Source organism: Onishia taeanensis, assembly GCF_013349955.1.
Lineage (GTDB): Bacteria > Pseudomonadota > Gammaproteobacteria > Pseudomonadales > Halomonadaceae > Onishia > Onishia taeanensis_B.
The window spans coordinates 1-19,324 of record NZ_JABVXC010000002.1 but is presented as its reverse complement, the minus strand read 5'-3'; the positions used below and the strand labels follow the sequence as shown (position 1 = coordinate 19,324).

Here is a 19,324-nt window from a genome sequence, read left to right as displayed (position 1 = left end):
TATGCAGCGTGTTGTCAAGCAGAGGTGTCGTGCTGGCGTGTCACGACGAATTTGACCGGCTGTCGAGCAGCACGGCCAGGAGGATGACCGCGCCCTTGGCGATCATCTGAAAATACGATGACACGCCCATGATATTGAGCGCGTTGTTGAGCACACCGATGACCAGTGCCCCGACCAGAGTGCCGAAGATGCGCCCACGGCCCCCCATCAGGCTGGTGCCCCCGATCACCACCGCGGCGATGGCATCGAGCTCATAGCCAGTGCCGGCGGTGGGCTGGGCCGAGCCCAGGCGGGCGGTCAGTACCACGCTTGCCAACGCCGCGCAGGCCCCGGAGATTGCATAGACGCTGATCTTGACGCGGGCGACGTTGATGCCGGAGAGGCGTGCCACCTTTTCGCCCCCGCCCACGGCATACACATGACGGCCGAAGCGGGTGTGATGCAGCACGCCCCAGCACAGCACGAAGACGAAGAACATCAAATAGATGGGAATCGGCACGCCCAGCCAGTAGCCGCCACCGAGCTGCCAGAACAGATCGGCGGCCGGGGTGGTGCCGATCGAGATGGGGCGCCCGTCGGTGAAGACCAGGGCCGCGCCGCGCAGGATGGTCATGGCCACCAGGGTGACGATGAAGGCCTGGATGCGTCCGAAGGCCACGAAGGCCCCGGAAATGGCGCCCAGGCAGGCGCCGGCGGCAACCGTGCCGGGCACCCCTACCCAGGGTGTCAGTCCCGAGGCCGTCATGGCACCGGCGAAGGCGCCGGTCAGGGCGAGCACGGCGCCCACCGACAGGTCGATGCCGGCGGTCAGGATGACGAAGGTCACCCCCATGGCGATGATGGCGTTGATGCTCGACTGACGCAGCACATTGAGGATGTTGTCGACGGTCAGGAAGTTGTCGCTCAGGGCGGCACTGACGATGACCAGCAGCGCAAGCGCGAGGAAGGCCTTGTTGTCGATCAACAGCCGGGTAGCGGCCTTGTTCATGGTGAGGGTGCTCATGGGGTGACGGTCTCCGTGGCTGCTTCGCTGTGTGCAGCGGCGGTCATGATGGTTTCCTGAGTGGCGTCTTCGCGGGTGAATTCGCCGCTGATGCGGCCATTGGCGAGCACCATGATGCGATCGGAAAGCCCCAGCAGCTCGGGCATTTCCGAGGAGATCAGCAGCACGCACTTGCCCTGGCGTTTGAGCTCGTTGATCAGCAGATAGATTTCGCGCTTGGCACCGACGTCGACGCCACGGGTGGGCTCGTCGAGGATCACGATTTCCGGTTTTGTCATCAGCGCCTTGGCCAGGGAAACCTTTTGCTGATTGCCACCGGAGAGGGTGTCGATGGGCTGGTGCATGTCCCGCAGCTTGATCTGAAAGGCCTCGATATAGTGCGCCACCGCAGCGCGTTCACGTCCGGCGTTGATCAGCCCGAGCGGGCCACAGAAGGCGGGCAGGGCGGCGAGCGACATGTTGTCGGCCACCGAGTGTTCGAGCAGCAGCCCGGCCTGTTTGCGGTCTTCGGGCACATAGACCAGGCCTGCGCGAAGTGCGTCTTGGGGAGAGGCGAAGCGCACGGGCTGCTGCCGAATGCGCACCTCGCCGGCCTGGATGGGCCTATCGCCGCAAATGGCTTGAGCCATCTCCGTGCGGCCGGCCCCCATCAGGCCGCCGAAACCCAGCACTTCACCGGCCCGGGCCGAGAAGGACACCTCGAAGACGCCAGGTGCCGACAGCCTGTCGACCTCAATCATCACCTCACCGAGCGTGGGCGGCTCGTAGGGATAACGGTCGGCGAGCTCACGCCCCACCATCTTGCGGATCAGGTCGTTCTCGTTGAGCGCCGAGGTTAGCCCGTCATGCACCAGCTGGCCGTCGCGCAGCACCGCGACGCTGTCGCACATGCGGAAGATCTCGGGCAGGCGGTGGGTGATCATCACCAGCGACCTGCCTTCCTCGCGCAGTGCGGCGACCACCTGCTCGAGGATCTCGGTCTCGATACCGGTCAGGGCATCGGTGGGCTCGTCCATGATGATGATCTCGGCGTCCAGCGACAGGGCGCGGGCGATCTCCACCATCTGTTGCTGGCCGATGCTGAGACCGGCAACCGGAGCGCGTGGATCAATGGGCTGCTTGAGGCGAGCCAGCAGTTCGCCGGCCTGACGGTAAAGCCGCGGCCAGTCGACGGTGCCCAAGCGGGTGCGGGGTTCACGGCCCAGGAAGATGTTCTCGCCGGCCGAGAGACCGCCGACCAGATTGAGTTCCTGGTGGATGATGGCGATACCGGCTTCCATGGCCTGGCGAGGTGTCGTGAAACGGACCTTGTTGCCGCGCAGCCAGATCTCGCCGGCATCGGCCTGATGCACACCGCTGAGTACCTTCATCAGGGTCGACTTGCCGGCGCCGTTTTCGCCGGCCAGGGCCTGAACGCAGCCGGGATACAGCGCTAGGTCGACCCCCTCCAGCACGGTGACGCCGGAAAAGCGCTTCTCGATGCCTTTCAGCTCCATCAGCGCCTGGCGTGTTGCGGCGCTCAAAACGGCACCCCGCTATGCAGGGCAAGGTTGGCATAGGGCGTGCATTCACCGGTACGAATCACCGCCTTGGCCTGGTGGAGCGATTGCTTGAAGGTCTCGTGAGACACATAGGACGCCGGTACCGGTTGGCCGTCCCGCGCCTCGAGCCCGGTCAGGCGATGCTGGATACCCTCATTGAGTGCCGGGCTGTGCGTGGTGATTTCGCTGGCGAGGGTCACGCTCTCGACGCACAGCTCTTCGAGCAAGGCATCGAGCACTGGCAAGAAACCGGGCAGGCCGGGCGTTATCGCAAGATCGATACGGGGGACGTCGGACGGGATCGGCAGCCCCGCGTCGGCAATCACCAGGGTGTCGGTATGCCCGAGTTCGGCGATCAGGGCATTGAGCGGGGCGTTGAGCAGGCCATGACGTTTCACGGGATTCACGCTGTAGCAGAGAATTCAGGCCTGCATTGTAACGCGCAAACGTTTGCGCCACCGATGGTCCAAACGTCTAAGCCAGGTTCGCTTGACCTCTAGTACCTGCTGATGACGTTAGATCGAGACGAGATGTTGAGTCCTCGTTTCCGTACCGAGCCTAAGCCGTTCGCTGAACATCCAGAAAGCCCTGCACCTCGGCGAAGGGATAGGCTTCCAGCGCCGCGAAGCCCTCCAGTCGGCGCGCCTTGAGGCGAGTGAACACCGGTAACGTAAGGCCGCACAGAAAGCGCGTCAGCAGGGCCGAGGAGGGCGGGGCACCGAAAAGCTCGCGATAGCGTTCGCTGAGGGGAGCGCACCAGTCGGCGACCCGATGGGGCTCCAGCGGAGGAAGGGGAGTGCCAGGCGGCAACCGGGCGGGCCCCTGTCGGCATACCGAACAATGGCCGCAGTGCTCAGGAGCCCGGTCGTCGCCGAAGTAGCCTGCCAGACGCCGGCTGAGGCAGGTTTCGCTCTCGAAGAGCTCGAGCATGGCATGGATGCGGCGGATCTCGCTGTGCTCCTTGTCCTGGAAATAGGTGCTCAGCTCCTCGGTCAGGCGCTCGGCGTCCGCCTGGGGGGCGAGTACCTCATAGACTTCGGTCATCTGCTTGCTTTCGACTTCCAACCAGCCCTGGTCCCGGCAGTAATCCAGCGCTGTGATCACTCGCGCCCGGCGGGTGTCCAGGCCACGCTCCGCCCCAAGCCGCTCGAGGGTCGCGAAGTCCAGCGTATGCCAGGTGCGGGCAGCGGTACTTGAGTCGACGATGGCCTGCAGAAAGGCCTGGCGCTCGCCACTGAAGCGCTCGACCAGTGCCGCCGGGCCGTTGGGAAACTTGAGCCGGTAGTCGGCGAAGTAGGCATAGCGTGGCGCGATGATGCCGCGCAGCTCGAGCTGCACCAGCAGGGTCTTGAGCGGTAGGGGGCGGATGTTGCTGTCCTGGGACAGCGCATTGAGCATCAGCTCCCACTGTCCGCCTGGCGCTGCCAGGGCCTCGCCGATCACTCGTCGGATACCGTCAGGCTCCGGTGTGTCGCCATAAACGAAGTTTTCGAGCACGTTCAAGGTATCGCGACCGCCAAGCACCAGGCATTCGGAGTGCTTGCCATCGCGGCCGGCGCGGCCGATTTCCTGGCTGTAGTTCTCGATCGATTTGGGCAGGTCGAAGTGCACTACCTGGCGAATGTCGGCCTTGTCGATGCCCATACCGAAGGCGATGGTAGCGACGATGCAGTTAACCTGGCCGCCCATGAAGTCCTGCTGCACCCGGTCGCGGGTCTCGGCGGGCAGGCCGGCGTGATAGGCCGCGGCCTGGATGCCGGCCTTGGTCAGATAGGCGGTAAGCCGCTCGGCGCTCTGCTGCAGGGTCACGTAGACGATGGTGGGACGCGAGACGCCTTCGGCGAGCCGGGGCCTCAGCCACTCGACCAGGGTGCGGGCGCGCTGATCCGATGCCACCGGCATCACCGCGAGATCCAGATTGGGCCGGTAGAAGCCGGTGGTGGTGACGTCCTCGTGGGCGATGGCGAAGCGCTCGCGCATATCCTTGATCACCCGTGGCGTGGCCGTGGCGGTCAGCAGCAGCACCTGAGGAATGCCGAACTGGCGCTGATAGTCGGGCAGTTTCAGGTAGTCCGGGCGGAAATTGTGGCCCCATTCCGACAGACAGTGGGCTTCGTCGACCACCAGCAGCGAAATCGGCACTCGGGCGATGAAGGCCCGGAAACGCTCGTTCTTGAGCCGCTCCACCGAGATCATCAGGATGCGGATCTCGCCGCGCTGAACGCCTTCCATGACCCGCGCCGCCTCCTCGCGGCTCTGGCTGGAGTCGATGCTGGCCGCCGCGATGCCGTGACGCGCCAGAAAGGCCAGCTGGTCCTGCATCAGCGCCAGCAACGGCGAGACCACCAGCGTCAGGTGCGGCAGCGTGAGCGCCGGTAGCTGGTAGCACAGCGACTTGCCGGAGCCCGTCGGAAAGATCGCCGCCGCACTGCGACCTTCGCTCACCGCCTCGATCACCTCACGCTGGCCGGGGCGGAAGTCGTCGTAGCCGAAGACGTCGCGCAGGGTCTGCTGGGGTGTCGGGGACATGAGGGCTCCTGGGCTGATCATGAGGGCAGGTGCTGAAGGCGCTGGCCGTGATGGCGAGAACGCCGGTTGGCGGAAAACGTCTTAGGCTTTGCCTAACCGAAGACGTCGCGCAACAGGATACAGGTCAAGCTGGATGTCCGCCCTGTTATCAAGCGCCTATCACCAGATTGCGACCTCGGCGCTTGGCCGCATAGAGCCTTTGGTCGGCGCGCTCCAGCAGCTGGTCGCGAAGCTCGCCGATGCGATGCTCGGCAATGCCGGTGCTGATGGTGATACTGGCGTTGGGTAGGCCGAAGTCATGATGGGCAATCTCGCGGCGGAGGCGTTCGGCCAGATCCTGGCAGTGGGAGAGCGGCGTCAATGGCAGCAATACGGCGAATTCTTCGCCTCCAAGCCTAGCCAGGCAGTCCTCTTCTCTAAGCAGACCCTGGCACAAACCGGCGAGGCGGCGCAGCACCTTGTCGCCTTGCAGGTGTCCCCAGGTATCGTTAACGCGCTTGAAGTGGTCGATGTCGATAATCATCAGCGACAGGGGAGTGCCATGTCGATTGCTCAGTGAGATCTCCCGCCCCAGGTGACACATCAGCTTGCGCCGATTGGGCAGGCCGGTGAGGTCATCGGTGTCTGACAACTCACGGAGATGCGCCTGGTACTCGATCTGCTCGGTGATGTTGACCATCAGACCATTCCAGAGCGTGCCGGCACTCAAACGCTCGGGTTTCGCACGCACAGCGATCCAATACTCTTCTCCCCCTGGTTCGCAATGACGAAACTGCGTCGCCAAGGGCGTCAGTGACTTGGCCGAGCGCTCTACGGCGACCATCAGGCGTGGAAAGTCGTCAGGGTGCACATGATCGAAGGCGTGTTTGGCATCTTCGCTCATGTGCGCGCGCTGGGCTGTATCGCCGAAAATATCACTGTCGCCAGCCAGGTAAGGAAAACACACCTTTCCATGATGGCTCCGGTAGAACTGGAAAACGATGCCGGGCAGGGACTCGGTCATGGCCTTGAGTCGATCCAGGTCGTGCCCTGTGTCATTCAGTGAGGTGTCATCCAGTGAGGTGTCATCAAAAGCCATGATGCTATCTCTTTGCTAGGGCAGTCTGGGCCGGTACGAAGTGCATGAAGCACTCCTGGATGGAGTGGACGCCTTACTGCCTCTAAAGTGCCTGAGGAGGGGTGATGAGCAGGACCGCGCAATATTATATTTTGTTTATTAATGATGCGCTGTACTACTGGTATGACAGATTTTGTAAGAGATTGTAGTCATACCTAAGTAGGATCGGCTTGCTAATGGCTTAGATGACTCGCTCAGAGTAGGTCGTAGAGTGACCGAACCGGTTCACGCATGGGCAACGGACCGCTAGACCGCAGAGCTTGAGAGGTGCCGCGGGCCAGCAGGCCATGTCGGTCTGATAAATTCTGCCCGCGCAGGCTCTAGGCTCTAGGCTCTAGGCTCAAGCGAGGTGAAGCGGGCCTCAACGTGCGGCGTCGTATCGGCCCTCACGCCCCATGGAAAACACGATCTGCCAAAGCTGAAGGTCCCGGGCTCGGAAGGCGCCGGCACAGGCAGAGAGGTAGTAGCGGAACATGCGCCGAGTGGTTTCATTGTAACGGTCGGCTATTTCCGGCCAGCGCGCAGTGAAGTTCTCGAGCCAAGCCATCAGGGTGCGGTCGTAGTCGGCACCGAAGTTCTGCCAGTCCTCCATCAACAGATAGCTCTCACTGGCGCGCGAGATGTGCATGGCGGAAGGCAGCACGCCATTAGGGAAGATGTACTTATGAATCCATGGGTCGGCGCTGATCTCCGAATTATTGGAGCCGATGGTATGCAGCAGGAAGAGCCCGTTCGGGGTCAGCAAGCGGGCGACAGTGTCGAAGTAGGTTCTGTAGTTGCGATGGCCAACATGTTCGAACATGCCGATCGACACGATTCGATCATATTGTCCTTCGAGTTCGCGGTAGTCCTGTAGGTGGATCGTGACCGGCAGGTCTTGGCACCGGCGACGTGCCAGTTCGGCCTGCTCCTTGGAGATGGTGATACCGGTGACTTCCACCCCGTAATGGCGGGCCGCATGTTCGGCGAAGCTGCCCCAGCCGCAGCCAATGTCTAGCACTTTCATTCCGGGGGCGAGGTTCAACTTGCGAGCGGCCAGGTCCAGCTTGGCGACCTGGGCCTGGTGGAGCGTTTCGGCTTGTTTCCAATAGCCACAGGAATAGCAAAGCGTCGGGTCGAGCATGCGCTCGAAGAGGTCGTTGCCCAGGTCGTAATGGGCCTCGCCAACGATATAGGCTCTCGCCTTGCTCTGCAGGTTGAACAGGCCATTCTGCAGGCGGTAAAGCATGCGTTCGGTCGGTGTGTGGGCGCGTTCACCCAGGCCATGACGCAGCATGCGATGGATCATCTCATCGATGCGTTCGCACTCCCACCAGCCCTCCATATAAGCTTCCCCGAGCCCCAGGGTGCCTTGGTGGAGCAGTCGCGAAAAAATATCGGGATGCAGTATCTGCATGTCCCAGGGAGCCGAACCATTGAGGGCCACGCCTGAGCCCTCCAATAGTTGCTCGACGATTCGTCGGGCACGTGTATCGGGTAGGGCGATGGCTCCGATGCGCGGGTCGCTGGTCATGGCTGTCTCCTGATCCGTCAGACAAGAGGCAATACGAACCGGTCTGCCCAGTCGCTATCCCGGATCCTTCACTACCTCTGGTTCATCCAACCGGTTTATCCAACTTGTGTATCAAACATAGCCAATAAGCGGCCGCTAAGCCTACCCCCTTCGTTTAACGCGGTGGGAAAAGCGGTTTAAAAATCAATACCCTCATTTTGAAAAGGAACTATGCCATGCGCGTGATCGTTGACCTTTGCGTCGTACCACTGGGCGTCGGTGTTTCGGTGTCACCCTACATCGCGGCCTGCCAGCGAGAAATCGAGACCGCCGGTCTAGAGCACAGCATGCATGCTTATGGCACCAATATTGAAGGTGGCTGGGATGAGGTCATGGCGGTGATCAAACGCTGCCACCAAGTGGTTCATGAACTGGGCGCGCCTCGCATCACCACGACTCTGAAGCTTGGGACACGTATCGATCGGGACCAGCGCATGCAAGACAAGGTAAGCAGCGTCGAGGCTCTACTGGACGCTGAACGGTAGGCAGGGAACCTGGCCTGATCGCTGGTGCTGGCGCCTTGCACCGGTACTGGCCGTAGTGGAGGAAATAGTGGAGGACGTAGTGGAGTAAGTAGCGGAGGAATAGATTAAGCGTGCGAACTATTTTATTCGCACGCTAACTTTTGATATGGTGGCCGGAAATATTTCCTGTCAACGCGCTGTGTGCCACCGCTATGGACGGCGGTACTGATGCTCAGGAGTCTGCCGCCATGTCGACGTCACACCATCACGTTTTGTCTTCCACCACCCAGCATGAGCCGATGATGCCATCGCTAGGCGGAATGCTGGGGCGCGTCCACCGTCAATGGCGAGTGGCCATTACCAACGCAGTCAAGCCGCTGGGTATCACCGAAGCACGCTGGACCGCCATGGTGCATCTCTCGAAGCTAGGAGAAGGCTGCACACAGGGAGCCTTGGCGGCCGATCTGGGCATAGAAATGCCATCTCTTTTCCGCACCGTAAGCCAGCTGGAAGCCCAGCGACTCATCGAGCGGCGCAGCGTGGCCGGTGACCGGCGTGCACGCAGCCTGTGGTTCACGCCGGCCGGCGTTGAATGTCTCAGGGAGCTAGAGGCGCGTATCGAGTCGGTTCGCCAGCATCTTTACCGGGGCCTCAGCGATGAGCGCTTGAACGCCATGGCCGACAGCCTCGGCATGATCGAGGCCAATGCTCGTCAACTGATCCGGCCCCATGATGCTGAGGAGCCCTCTTGATGACACCGGATCAGCACTTTGCCCGCCTGGTACGGGTCGCACTGGTCGTCTTTGCCGTGTGTTTCTGCTACTTCCTGGCCGCCGACCTATGGATGCCCATGACGCCCCAGGCGCGGGTCATGCATCCGGTGGTGCGAGTCGCACCCGAGGTCAGTGGCCGGGTCGTCACCGTGAGCGCTGCCAACAATCAACATGTCGCCGCCGGCGAGTCACTGTTCACCCTCGATCGCAGGCCTTACCGGCTGGCGGTGGAAGATGCCGCCTTGGCGCTCGAAGAGGCGCAGCGCGACAACGCTCAGCTCGATGCCTCGATTACGGCGGCCAAGGCGACGCTTGCGGCCAAGCGTGCCGATGCCGACGAGCTGCGACAGGACATGGCCCGCGCCGAGCGACTGATCGCTCAGCACAGTATCTCCCGGCAGGATTTCGACCAGACCCGTGCCAGCGACCAGGCAGCCCAGGCGCAGGTGCAGGCCGCACAGGCAGAGGTCGATGCCCTTCAGGCACAGCGTGGCGGGCAGGGGGACGACAATTTGCGCCTTCGTCGGGCGCGTAACGCCCTGGCCAAGGCGCGTCTCGACCTCGAGTATACGAGCGTTGAGGCAGACATTAGCGGCACGGTCTCCAACCTTCAGGTCAGTGCCGGTGACTATGCCAAAGCTGGCAGTCCGATGCTGGCGCTGGTCAGCGATGAGGCGGATGTCATTGCTGACTTTCGCGAAAAGACCCTGCGCTCGGTGCATGAAGGCGATGCGGCCAGTGTGATTTTCGATGCTTATCCCGGGCGTGTTTTCGATGCCCGAGTGGTCGGCCGTGACGCTGGCGTCAAGGACGGCCAGCTGCAGGCCGATGGCAGCCTGGCCGATCCCAAGAGCTCCGACCGCTGGGTGCGCGATGCGCAGCGTCAGCGGCTGCATCTTGAGCTCGATGACGCGCCCGATGTGCTGGCGAGGTTGCCCTCCGGCGCCCGGGCCACGGTGCAGTTACATCCGGTTGGCGGGCTGGCTGCTTGGTTGGGTGCCTTGCAGGCTCGCCTGGTCAGCCTGATTCACTTCATCTATTGAGGTCGTTCATGCGTCGTCATGGTTCCCCGGCCTCCCGTCCTTTAAGCGCTGGCCCTTCGCCTTCGCGGCTGAGCCGGAATGATCTGCGCCAGATCCTGCGGATCGCTTGCGGTGTGCTGCTGGGGTTTCTGGTCTGCAAATTGATGAACTGGAATTACGGCACCTTCTTTGCCGTTTACCCGGTCCTGCTGCTGGGGCTGGTGCCGGTGCTTACGGCCCACGTGATCCGTCAGTTCCTGGCCAGCATGCTGGTGGTCAGCGTGGTCACGCTAGTCGTGGCGGGAGGCGTTGGTGACAAACTGGTGCCGATGACGCTGCTGGTCATGGGTATCTACGCCTGGCTGTTTCGTTGCATGACTCAGGGGCACCTGTTTTTGTTCGGTGCCCAGTGCGTCGTCAGCCTGTCGGTGCAACTGAACTTCGTGAGCTACCCGCAGACCGATGTCTTCGACATCGTGACCAGCAACATCGTCGGCTCCATCATCACGGTGGCCATCGCCATGCTGATGCACGTGGTCTTCCCCGACGTGACGGCTCGCACGCCATCCAAGCGGCCGGCCAAGCCGGTCAGCAATCAGCGCCATGAGATCATCCTGGCAACGACCGTGGCGACCCTGTCGTTCCTGGTCTTCCAGGTCTTCGATCTCAAGGATTCACTGTCGGCCCAGGTGGCCTCGATCCTGGTGTTGTTCCCGCTCAACTGGCGGGGGGCCGGCATGGCCGGCAAACACCGGGCCGTGGGAACCCTGCTCGGCTGCAACGCGGGGCTCTTGATTCAGGTGGCGCTGCTGGGCCACTACAACGTGCTGCCCTTTGCCGCCTTCGGGCTATGGCTCGGTTGTTTGGTCTTTGCCCGCTACCACATGCTGGAGGGTGGCATGCCGGCGACCGGTTTCGGTGGGCTGACCACAATGGCCATACTCTTCGGTCAGTACCTCAGCCCCCGGCAGGATCTCGTCTACGACGCACTGTACCGTTTCAGTTCGGTGGCGACTGCAGTGATATTGACGCTGATGACGGTCTACGTCATGCACCACCTGCTCGACCGCTTCGCCGCAACGCGCCTACAGCCTCTGGGCTGAGCGCTAGCAGAATGGTATAGGGCAGAATGGTGTAGGAGCCCAGGGAGAAAGGTGGCAGGCATGAAGGGTGTCGAGCGCAGTACTTTTCATACGTTGCCTGGCTCGGGATCTTCGTGCAGCGGCGCTAGCCAGTGGCTACTGATGGTCAGCAGGTGGTCGGTCAGGGCAGCCAGTATCTGCCCGCCATGGCGCCAGTGGTGCCAGTAGAGGGGCACGTCGATATGGCTGTGGGGGGCGATGTCTACCAGCGATCCTTCGGCCAGTTCCCGCGCCGCCTGGCGTTCCGGAATCAACCCATAGCCCATGCCCGCCAGCGCCAGACGCACGAAGCCTTCCGATGAAGGGCAAAGGTGGTGGGGGAATGGAGCGTGGTAGTCGCGCATGGCCAGATAGCGATGCTGCAGGCGATCGTCCGGCCCATAAACGATCGCAGGCGCGCTCGCCAGTCGTTGATGCGTGATGCCCTCCGGGAAGTGCCTGGCCACATAGGTCGGGCTCGCGAGGGCGCGATAGCGCATGCTGCCAAGGGCATGAGCGCGAGCACCTTGGACCGGACGAGGCGTGGTGCAGATGCAGCCAGCCACTTCGCCATCACGCATGCGCTTCAAGGCCACGTCCTGGTCTTCCACCACCAGGTCCATCAGCACGTGTTGTTCTGCGCAGAACTGACCCACCGCCGGTGGCCACCAGGTCGCAATACTGTCGGCGTTGATGGCCAGCCGCAGACGCTGCTCGCTGTCGCCCAGCGCCGGCACCTGATCGAGCAGATCGTGCTCGAGCAGGCCGACCTGAAGCACGTGGTTGAGCAGCCGGCGCCCCAGCGGCGTCGGTGCGAGCTTGGGGCTGCGCACCAGCACAGGCTGGCCGAGCCTTGCCTCGAGCAGCTTGATGCGCTGCGAGACGGCAGATTGCGTGAGCCCCAGGTGTCGGGCGCCCCGCTCGAAGCCGGACTGATCGACGACGGCAGCCAGTGCCTCGAGAAGCTTGTAGTCGAGCATCAGTGTGGTTAATTCCCCATTCTGCCAATTAATTTCACTTATCCATTCAGTCAAGCCTAGTCTGGCGGTGCTTTGCAAGTCGTTAATTGCTAAAACCCATGATTAGGAGTCGCTAAAGATGTGGGTATCTGCCGTTCAGGGGCTGCTGGTAGGAGCGGGGCTGATCATGGCTATCGGCGCCCAGAATGCCTTTGTTCTCAGTCAGGGGCTGCGTCGTGAACATGTCTGGCTGGTGGCGGCCATCTGTGCATTGTGCGACTGGGTGTTGGTGGGGCTTGGGGTGCTGGGGTTAGGAACGCTGCTGGCCGAGCAGTACCTGCTGATGCTGCTGGCACGTTGGGGCGGGGCGGCCTATCTGGCTTTCCTTGCCTGGCAATCGCTGCGGCGGGCTTGGCAGCCACATGGGCTGCGCGCCGACGCTAGAGCACCGGCTTCGCGGCGGGAGGTGCTGTTGGCGACGCTGGCCGTCACGCTTTTAAACCCACAGGTCTATCTGGACACCCTGGTAATGCTCGGGGTGGTGGGCGCTCTTCAGGAGAGCCCCGGTGGCTTCTTTATCGGCGCCGCGCTGGCGTCTTTCGGCTGGTTCTTCGGGCTGGTGGCGGCGGCCAGCTGGCTGGCCCCTAAACTGGCCAACCCCAAGGCCTGGCGCGTCATCGATACCCTGATCGGGGTCACCATGGCGGTGATTGCCTGGCGCCTGCTGGTCGGCGGCATGCTGCCCGTTTGACTCCGAGCCTGAGCGCTCGATCTGGCATCCCGGCAAAGGCAGGGGTAACGCGTTAGATCCGAGAAGGAGAGTGGCAAGGGTGCTGTAAACCTCTCGTTACGGCTTGTCAGGTTTTTTCGCCACCCATTGCCCATGTTCAGAGCCTGCCGTCTTGGGTGTCATGTTTTCGTGACACTGTGCGATGAAATCGCGCGCAGACAGCGGTGCGAAACCCGGTTTCAGGCGTTCCTCGCCGTTTCGGCGGCCCCTAGGCTAGTTGCCACGGATCACCCCTCGCCGCTTCCAGCGAGGGCATGACAACAATGCCAAGCAAATGCCAAGGAGATTGCCATGAATGCCCCCACCACCCAGGCCCTGGACACCCAGGAAGTGCCCCGTGCCTCCGCTCATAATCCGATCGGTACCGACGGCTTCGCCTTCGTCGAATACACGGCGCCGACCGCCGAGGGTATCGAGGCACTGCGTGCACTCTTCAATCAGCTGGGTTTCACCGAGACCCGCAAACACCGCTCCAAGCAGGTTTTCCTGTTTCAGCAAGAGGGCGTGAACTTCGTGCTCAACGCCGAGCCCGACAGCTTCGCCGCCGAGTTCGCCCGTCTTCACGGCCCCAGCGCCTGCGCCATGGCCTGGCGGGTGGCGGATGCCCGCAAGGCCTTCGAGCATGCGGTGGCCGAGGGTGCCGAGCCCGCCGAGAACCCGGTTGGCCCAGGCGAGGTGGGCATACCGGCGGTGAAGGGTATTGGCGGGTCGCTTCTGTATTTCGTCGACCACCAGCTCGATGGCGAGGGTCGCACCATCTACGACATCGATTTCGAGGCGATTCCCGGGCGCACCCCTCAGGATCACAGCGTGGGCCTGAAGGTGCTGGATCACCTGACCCATAACGTCGATCGCGGCCAGATGGATATCTGGGCCAACTTCTATACCCGGGTCGCCAACTTCCGCGAGGTCCGCTACTTCGACATCGAAGGCAAGATGACCGGGCTCTTTTCCCGGGCGATGACCGCGCCCTGCGGCAAGATGCACATCCCGATCAACGAGTCGGCCGACGACAACTCCCAGATCGCCGAATTCCTGCGCGAGTACAACGGCGAAGGCATCCAGCACCTGGCGATGGCCACCGACGATATCTATGCGACCGTGCGGGCCCTGCGCGCCAACGGCGTGACCTTCCTGACCACGCCGGATACCTACTACGAGAAGGTGGATGCGCGGGTACCCAACCACGAGGAGAACGTCGACGAACTGCGCGAGCTGAGCCTGTTGGTGGACGGGGCGCCGGAGCAGGGCGTGCTGCTGCAGATCTTCACCGAGACGGTGATCGGCCCGATCTTCTTCGAGATCATCCAGCGCAAGGGCAACGACGGCTTCGGCGAGGGCAACTTCAAGGCACTGTTCGAATCCATCGAGGAAGACCAGATTCGCCGCGGCGTGCTCAAGGACGACTGAGGCAAGCTACCGGGTGTGCCGGAGACGGCATGCCTGGTGCAAGCTGCTGGCGTTGTCGCCAATCGGCGATGGATTGCCACGAGTTGAGGCTTATCGATAGAGCATCCTTTTGGTCGCATGGTCAACGCACGAACAAAAACGCTAAAATCCCGTATAACAACAACCCTGAAGGTGTGACATGACGGCGAGACAACAACCCAAGAACCTGTGGCTGGGGCGCTGGGGCTTCATTCTAGCGGCTACCGGCTCTGCCGTGGGCTTGGGCAATATCTGGAAGTTTCCTTACATGACCGGCGAGTACGGCGGCGGTGCCTTTGTGCTGGTCTACCTGGCCTGCATCCTGGCCGTCGGCATCCCGGTGATGATGGTCGAGATCGGTCTTGGCCGTCGCGGCCGCGGTAGCCCCATTGATGCCATTCGTCGCGTGGCCCGGGAATCCGGGCGCGGCGGCCTCTGGTCGCTAGTGGGCTGGATGGCCATGCTGTGCGGCTTCATGATCCTGTCGTTCTACGTAGTGGTGGCCGGCTGGTCGTTCTCCTATCTGTGGAAGACCGTGACCGGTGGCTTGGTGGGCTCTGAGGTTGGCGACATGGCGGCCATATTTGCGGCCAACAATGCCGACCCGCTGGCACTGGGTGGTTGGAGCACCCTGGTGACGGTGATCACCCTTTTGATCGTCGGCAAGGGGGTGCAGCAGGGCATCGAGAAGAGTGTCAGCTGGATGATGCCGGGCATGGTGATCATGCTGGCGATCATGATCGGCTACGCGATGTTCTCCGGTGGCTTTGGCGCCGGCATGGATTTCCTGTTTTCTTTCGAAATCGGCAAACTCACCAGCGAAGGCCTGCTGGCGGCCATGGGCCACGCCTTCTTCACCCTGTCGCTAGCCTCGGGTGCCATTCTTACCTACGGCTCCTACTTGCCGGATGGTGCGTCCATCGCGCGTACCACCTTTACAGTGGCCATCGCCGACACCCTGGTGGCACTGATGGCGGGCCTGGCGATCTTCCCGGTGATCTTCGCCAACGGCATGGACCCGGCCGCCGGCCCTGGCCTGCTGTTCATGAGCCTGCCGCTGGCCTTCCAGGCCATGCCGTTTGGCAGCATCTTCATGGCGATCTTCTTCGTCATGCTGTCGATGGCGGCCCTGACGTCTGCCATCTCGATGATCGAGGCCACCGTGGCCTGGCTCAACGAGAGCAAGGGGATTTCGCGTACCAAGGCGACCTGGGGCGCCGGCATCGTGCTGTGGCTGCTCAGCACCCTGGCCATGCTGTCCTTCAATATCGGGTCCGACTGGACGATCGCTGGCAAGCATGCCTTCGATTGGCTCGATTACCTGACCTCGCGCTTCATGATGCCGCTGGGCGGCCTGGGGATGGCGCTGCTGGCCGGTTTCGTGCTGCGTCATGAGATCTTCAAGTCCGAGCTGGGCCTCTCCAACACCCAGCATGCGCTGTGGCTGTTCATGGTGCGCTACGTGAGCCCGCTGGGCATCGTGCTGGTGTTCATCGACAGCCTGGGTCTGATGGAGCTGGACATGGGCAGCCAGTGGTACTGGTGGCTCGGTGTGCTGGTCGCTATCACCGTGATCGGCGAACTCCTGAGCCCGCGCATCAAGCGTCAGCTGGCCGCCTGATCTCGCCCTAAACCCGCAAGCCTCAACGCCCCCGCCTCGTGCGGGGGCGTTTCATTGTGTAACATGCCTTCCCCTCTGATGTGGTAAATCGTTACTTTGACGGGTTGCCGCTCATGCTGCTCTCACTCGCTTTCACCAGGCTTTGGAAAAAAGAATGAGAGCCGGTGCTAAGGCGTTACGATGGACTCAGGCTAGAGATAACTCTGCAAAGTCCATACAATATGTCTGTTTTTTCTGACAAAGCACCATGGAATGGTGTGACGCGCTGTGTATGTGCAGCGACTCACGGGCAAGGGAATGCGCCCGCTTCAATCCCGGGGCGGTAGCGTGCCTTGATGCTTTTGAATACTGCATATCCCTTCCCTCGTCGCCTCTCCCTCTACCGGTTTCGGTACTTGATATTGATGCCGTCAACCCCGTTCCTTGCATGTTGAGATTCTGATGCCGCTGGATGCCTGGCTAAGCCTGAGTAGTGTGTTGTTTGTCTTGGTCTCGTTGGCCGCAACGCGCATAGCACCCGATGCCATTCTGATGAGCGCCATGACGTTTCTGGTCGTGAGCGGCGTGCTTGCCCCTGGCGATGCCTTGGCCGGGTTTTCCAATACCGGCGTCATGACCATCGCCGCGTTGTATGTGGTGGCTGCAGGCCTCAAGGAAACCGGGGCGGTGCAGTGGATCGCCACTCGCCTGCTGGGGCAGCCCCATACCCTCAAACGCGCCCAGTGGCGCATGCTGGTGCCGGCTTCAGGCCTCAGTGCCTTCATGAATAACACCACCGTGGTGGCGATGTTCATCCCGGCTATCCAAGAGTGGTCCAAACGGCTGCGGCTACCGCCGTCCAAGCTGCTGTTGCCGCTTAGCTACATCGCTATCTTGGGTGGCACCTGCACGCTGATCGGGACAAGCACCAACCTAGTGGTCGATGGCCTGCTGCAAAGCGAAAAGGGCGTTGCGCTAGGCATGCTCGACTTGGCCCAGGTGGGTATCCCCGTCTTGTTGCTAGGCGGCCTGTTCCTGATGTTGTTTGCCGACCGCCTGCTGCCGTCCCGTGAAGGTGTCATCGAACAGCTCGATCAGGCTCGCGAGTACAGCGTCGAATTCGTCGTTTCACCTGGCGGCCCCTTGAAAGGCAAGACCATTGCAGAGGCAGGCTTGCGCAACCTGCAATTCGGCTACCTGACCGACATCCAGCGTCAACACCGCCTGATGACGGCGGTACCACCAGATACCCAGTTGGAAGAAGGCGATACGCTGATATTCATTGGTGCGCCGGAGTGTGCCCGTGAACTGCGGCGGGTGCGTGGCCTGGCGCCTGCTAACGGCGATGTTCATAAGCTCAAGGTCGACCATCACAAGCGCTGCCTGGTCGAGGCGGTGATAGGGCCGGATTTTGCCGGACTCGGTCAAAGCGTGCGGGAAACCAAGTTCCGCTCGCGCTTTCAGGCCGTCATCCTTTCCATTTCCCGGCAAGGGCGCCGTCTGCCGGGAAAAGTAGGCGATATTAGCCTGCAGGTCGGTGACACTCTGTTGCTGGAAACCGCCCAGGAATTTGTCGAGCAGTATCGCTATCGCAAGGACTTCCTACTGGTCAGTGCGCTAAATGATTCTACGCCGCCCAACTTTCGCAAAGCGCCATTGGCACTTGGTGTGCTGGCGCTGATGGTAATGGCCAGTGCGCTCGGCATAGTGCCGATACTGGAATCGGCATTGCTCGCTGGCGGCGGCATGCTGATTAGCGGCTGCATTACCGTGAGCAAGGCGCGCCGCTATATCGATCTTTCCGTTCTCGTTGTTATAGCGGCATCTTTTGCGCTGGGCGCCGCCATGACGCAATCCGGTGCCGCCCAGACGATTGCCGGGCTGCTCGTGGATTCTGATATGTCGCCCTGGCTGGCGTTGGCCATGGTTTACCTGCTGACCACGCTGTTTACCGAGGTCATCACCAATAATGCTGCCGCAGTGCTGATGTTCCCGATTGCCATGTCGGTTGCCGATCAGCTTGGTGTGAACTTCATGCCATTTGCCATCGCCATCATGTTCGCGGCATCGGCCAGCTTTATGACCCCCCTGGGCTACCAGACCAATCTGATGGTGCTGGGACCGGGAGGATACCGTATGACCGATTATCTGCGCCTTGGTGCGCCATTAACCCTGATCACTGGGGTGGTGTCCGTCAGCTTGATTCCCTTCTTTTGGGCTTTTTAGGCTGTGCCTGAAAAGTCGACGAACCGGCCACTACCCGCCTTTACCGTATTACAAGGAGCTTTTGTGAGCGATTTTATCTCGTCCGCCGTGTGTCAGCGTTTACTCGATGGTGTTCAACAGGCTGGAAGCCAGGTGCTGGACATTTATCAGCGTGATTTTCAGGTAGAAACCAAGGCGGATGACAGCCCCCTCACAGAAGCCGATATGGCGTCTCATCATGCACTGGTCGCACTGCTTAAAGAGATGACGCCAGATGTGCCGATTCTCTCTGAAGAGTCTGGCGAGATCCCGTTTGAGACTCGGCAAAAATGGGGCCGTTATTGGCTGATCGACCCCCTGGATGGCACCAAGGAATTTATCAAGAAGAACGGTGAATTCACTCTGAACCTAGCCCTGATCGAGGATGGGGTGCCGGTGTTTGGCATCGTTCATGCCCCCGTGCTCGGCGAGGGGGGAACCAGCTGGTACGGTCAGGCCGGGAAGGGAGCCTGGAAGGTGCAGGATGGACAAACCAAGGCTATCTCGGTTCGTCAACTGCCCGAGCCTGGCCAGGCTTCATGGAAGGTCGTGGGCAGCCGCTCTCACGGTGCTGCTGAATTCGAGGCATTTTGTGCCGGCCTGCCGACCAACGAGCGCGTTTCCATGGGCAGTTCACTCAAACTCTGTCTGGTAGCGGAAGGCGAGGCGGATCTTTATCCGCGCCTGGCGCCCACCTGTGAATGGGATACCGCTGCCGCCCAGGCCGTGGTGACGGCAGCCGGTGGTGACGTGCTCAACGCGCATACCCTCGAGCCCCTGCGCTGTAACCAGCAAGACAGCGTCTTGAACCCCTTCTTTATTGTTTGTGGCCAGCGTGATGAGCGATGGGAGCGCGCGCTTCGCGCGAGCCTGAAGCCGTAAGGGCCCGGCTTCGCCGGGAGCTAGAAGCTGGAAGAGCGCCCGCTTCGCGGGCTTAAGCTGGAAGAAAACCCACTGGAGTCCAGCTGTAGGGCATTGTTTTGACCTTGGTGTTTCTTCCGGCTTCCAGCTTCTGGCTTCAAGCTAATAGTCAGTTATTGTCTCTAAACTCGAAGGCTAACTTAGATGTCCGAAATATCTGCCGAAAGACGAACCCACCTCAAACAACTCGAAGCCGAGTCGATTCATATCATCCGTGAGGTGGCCGCCGAGTTCGCCAACCCGGTCATGCTCTATTCGAT

16 protein-coding genes and 1 pseudogene are annotated in these 19,324 nt (G+C 61.5%); 10 read left to right on the top strand and 7 right to left on the bottom strand.

What is annotated here, in order from left to right; all coding sequences use genetic code 11:
* Positions 1-40 precede the first annotated feature (40 nt).
* From rbsC to cfa, 6 genes are all read right to left on the bottom strand, one after another.
* A complete protein-coding gene (gene rbsC, locus HUS66_RS02855; RefSeq protein WP_175069464.1) occupies positions 41-1,003 on the bottom strand; it encodes a ribose ABC transporter permease in 963 nt (320 codons plus the stop codon).
* Positions 1,000-2,526 (bottom strand): sugar ABC transporter ATP-binding protein, encoded by a 1,527-nt coding sequence (locus tag HUS66_RS02850; protein WP_254628668.1) that lies wholly within the window; start codon positions 2,524-2,526, stop codon positions 1,000-1,002. The genes rbsC and HUS66_RS02850 overlap by 4 nt, the downstream gene beginning before the upstream one ends.
* Positions 2,523-2,942: a D-ribose pyranase gene (gene rbsD / locus HUS66_RS02845; protein ID WP_175069463.1), complete on the bottom strand. Its 420-nt coding sequence runs from the start codon at positions 2,940-2,942 to the stop codon at positions 2,523-2,525. Before rbsD ends, HUS66_RS02850 begins: the two co-directional genes overlap by 4 nt.
* Before the next feature lie 160 nt (positions 2,943-3,102).
* A complete protein-coding gene (locus tag HUS66_RS02840; RefSeq protein ID WP_175069462.1) occupies positions 3,103-5,073 on the bottom strand; it encodes a RecQ family ATP-dependent DNA helicase in 1,971 nt (656 codons plus the stop codon).
* A 148-nt stretch (positions 5,074-5,221) separates the two neighbouring features.
* Entirely contained in the window at positions 5,222-6,151 is a 930-nt protein-coding gene (locus tag HUS66_RS02835; protein ID WP_254628667.1) for a GGDEF domain-containing protein, read from the bottom strand.
* Between the two features lie 400 nt (positions 6,152-6,551).
* Positions 6,552-7,703, bottom strand: coding sequence for a cyclopropane fatty acyl phospholipid synthase (gene cfa / locus HUS66_RS02830; protein WP_175069461.1), 1,152 nt, complete (start codon positions 7,701-7,703; stop codon positions 6,552-6,554).
* A gap of 215 nt (positions 7,704-7,918) precedes the next feature.
* Here cfa and HUS66_RS02825 point away from each other — a divergent pair, with 215 nt between their 5' ends.
* The 4 genes from HUS66_RS02825 (at position 7,919) to HUS66_RS02810 (ending at position 11,104) form a co-directional block, all read left to right on the top strand.
* On the top strand, positions 7,919-8,227 hold the full coding sequence (locus HUS66_RS02825) for an MTH1187 family thiamine-binding protein (protein WP_175069460.1): 309 nt from the start codon (positions 7,919-7,921) through the stop codon (positions 8,225-8,227).
* 227 nt (positions 8,228-8,454) lie between these two features.
* Entirely contained in the window at positions 8,455-8,958 is a 504-nt protein-coding gene (locus HUS66_RS02820) for a MarR family transcriptional regulator (protein ID WP_217487887.1), read from the top strand.
* Positions 8,958-10,022: an HlyD family secretion protein gene (locus tag HUS66_RS02815; protein ID WP_175069459.1), complete on the top strand. Its 1,065-nt coding sequence runs from the start codon at positions 8,958-8,960 to the stop codon at positions 10,020-10,022. Before HUS66_RS02820 ends, HUS66_RS02815 begins: the two co-directional genes overlap by 1 nt.
* Before the next feature lie 8 nt (positions 10,023-10,030).
* Positions 10,031-11,104, top strand: a complete 1,074-nt coding sequence (locus tag HUS66_RS02810) for a DUF2955 domain-containing protein (protein WP_217487885.1) — start codon at positions 10,031-10,033, stop codon at positions 11,102-11,104.
* A gap of 86 nt (positions 11,105-11,190) precedes the next feature.
* On the opposite strand, the gene HUS66_RS02805 is transcribed toward HUS66_RS02810, so the two are convergent.
* Complete coding sequence (locus tag HUS66_RS02805; protein WP_175069458.1) at positions 11,191-12,102, bottom strand: LysR family transcriptional regulator ArgP; 912 nt, start codon at positions 12,100-12,102, stop codon at positions 11,191-11,193.
* A 118-nt stretch (positions 12,103-12,220) separates the two neighbouring features.
* Between HUS66_RS02805 and HUS66_RS02800 the strand changes: the two genes are divergently transcribed.
* The 6 genes and pseudogenes from HUS66_RS02800 to HUS66_RS02775 form a co-directional block, all read left to right on the top strand.
* Positions 12,221-12,832 (top strand): LysE/ArgO family amino acid transporter, encoded by a 612-nt coding sequence (locus tag HUS66_RS02800; RefSeq protein ID WP_175069457.1) that lies wholly within the window; start codon positions 12,221-12,223, stop codon positions 12,830-12,832.
* 330 nt (positions 12,833-13,162) lie between these two features.
* Positions 13,163-14,281: a 4-hydroxyphenylpyruvate dioxygenase gene (gene hppD, locus HUS66_RS02795; RefSeq protein ID WP_175069456.1), complete on the top strand. Its 1,119-nt coding sequence runs from the start codon at positions 13,163-13,165 to the stop codon at positions 14,279-14,281.
* Positions 14,282-14,459: 178 nt separating this feature from the next.
* Positions 14,460-15,920 (top strand): sodium-dependent transporter, encoded by a 1,461-nt coding sequence (locus HUS66_RS02790; RefSeq protein WP_175069455.1) that lies wholly within the window; start codon positions 14,460-14,462, stop codon positions 15,918-15,920.
* A 441-nt stretch (positions 15,921-16,361) separates the two neighbouring features.
* Complete coding sequence (locus HUS66_RS02785) at positions 16,362-18,125, top strand: SLC13 family permease (protein WP_175069454.1); 1,764 nt, start codon at positions 16,362-16,364, stop codon at positions 18,123-18,125.
* Positions 18,126-18,188: 63 nt separating this feature from the next.
* A complete protein-coding gene (cysQ, locus tag HUS66_RS02780) occupies positions 18,189-19,025 on the top strand; it encodes a 3'(2'),5'-bisphosphate nucleotidase CysQ (protein ID WP_282847993.1) in 837 nt (278 codons plus the stop codon).
* Positions 19,026-19,208: 183 nt separating this feature from the next.
* Positions 19,209-19,324: pseudogene (locus tag HUS66_RS02775) on the top strand (sulfate adenylyltransferase subunit CysD); the annotation flags it as partial.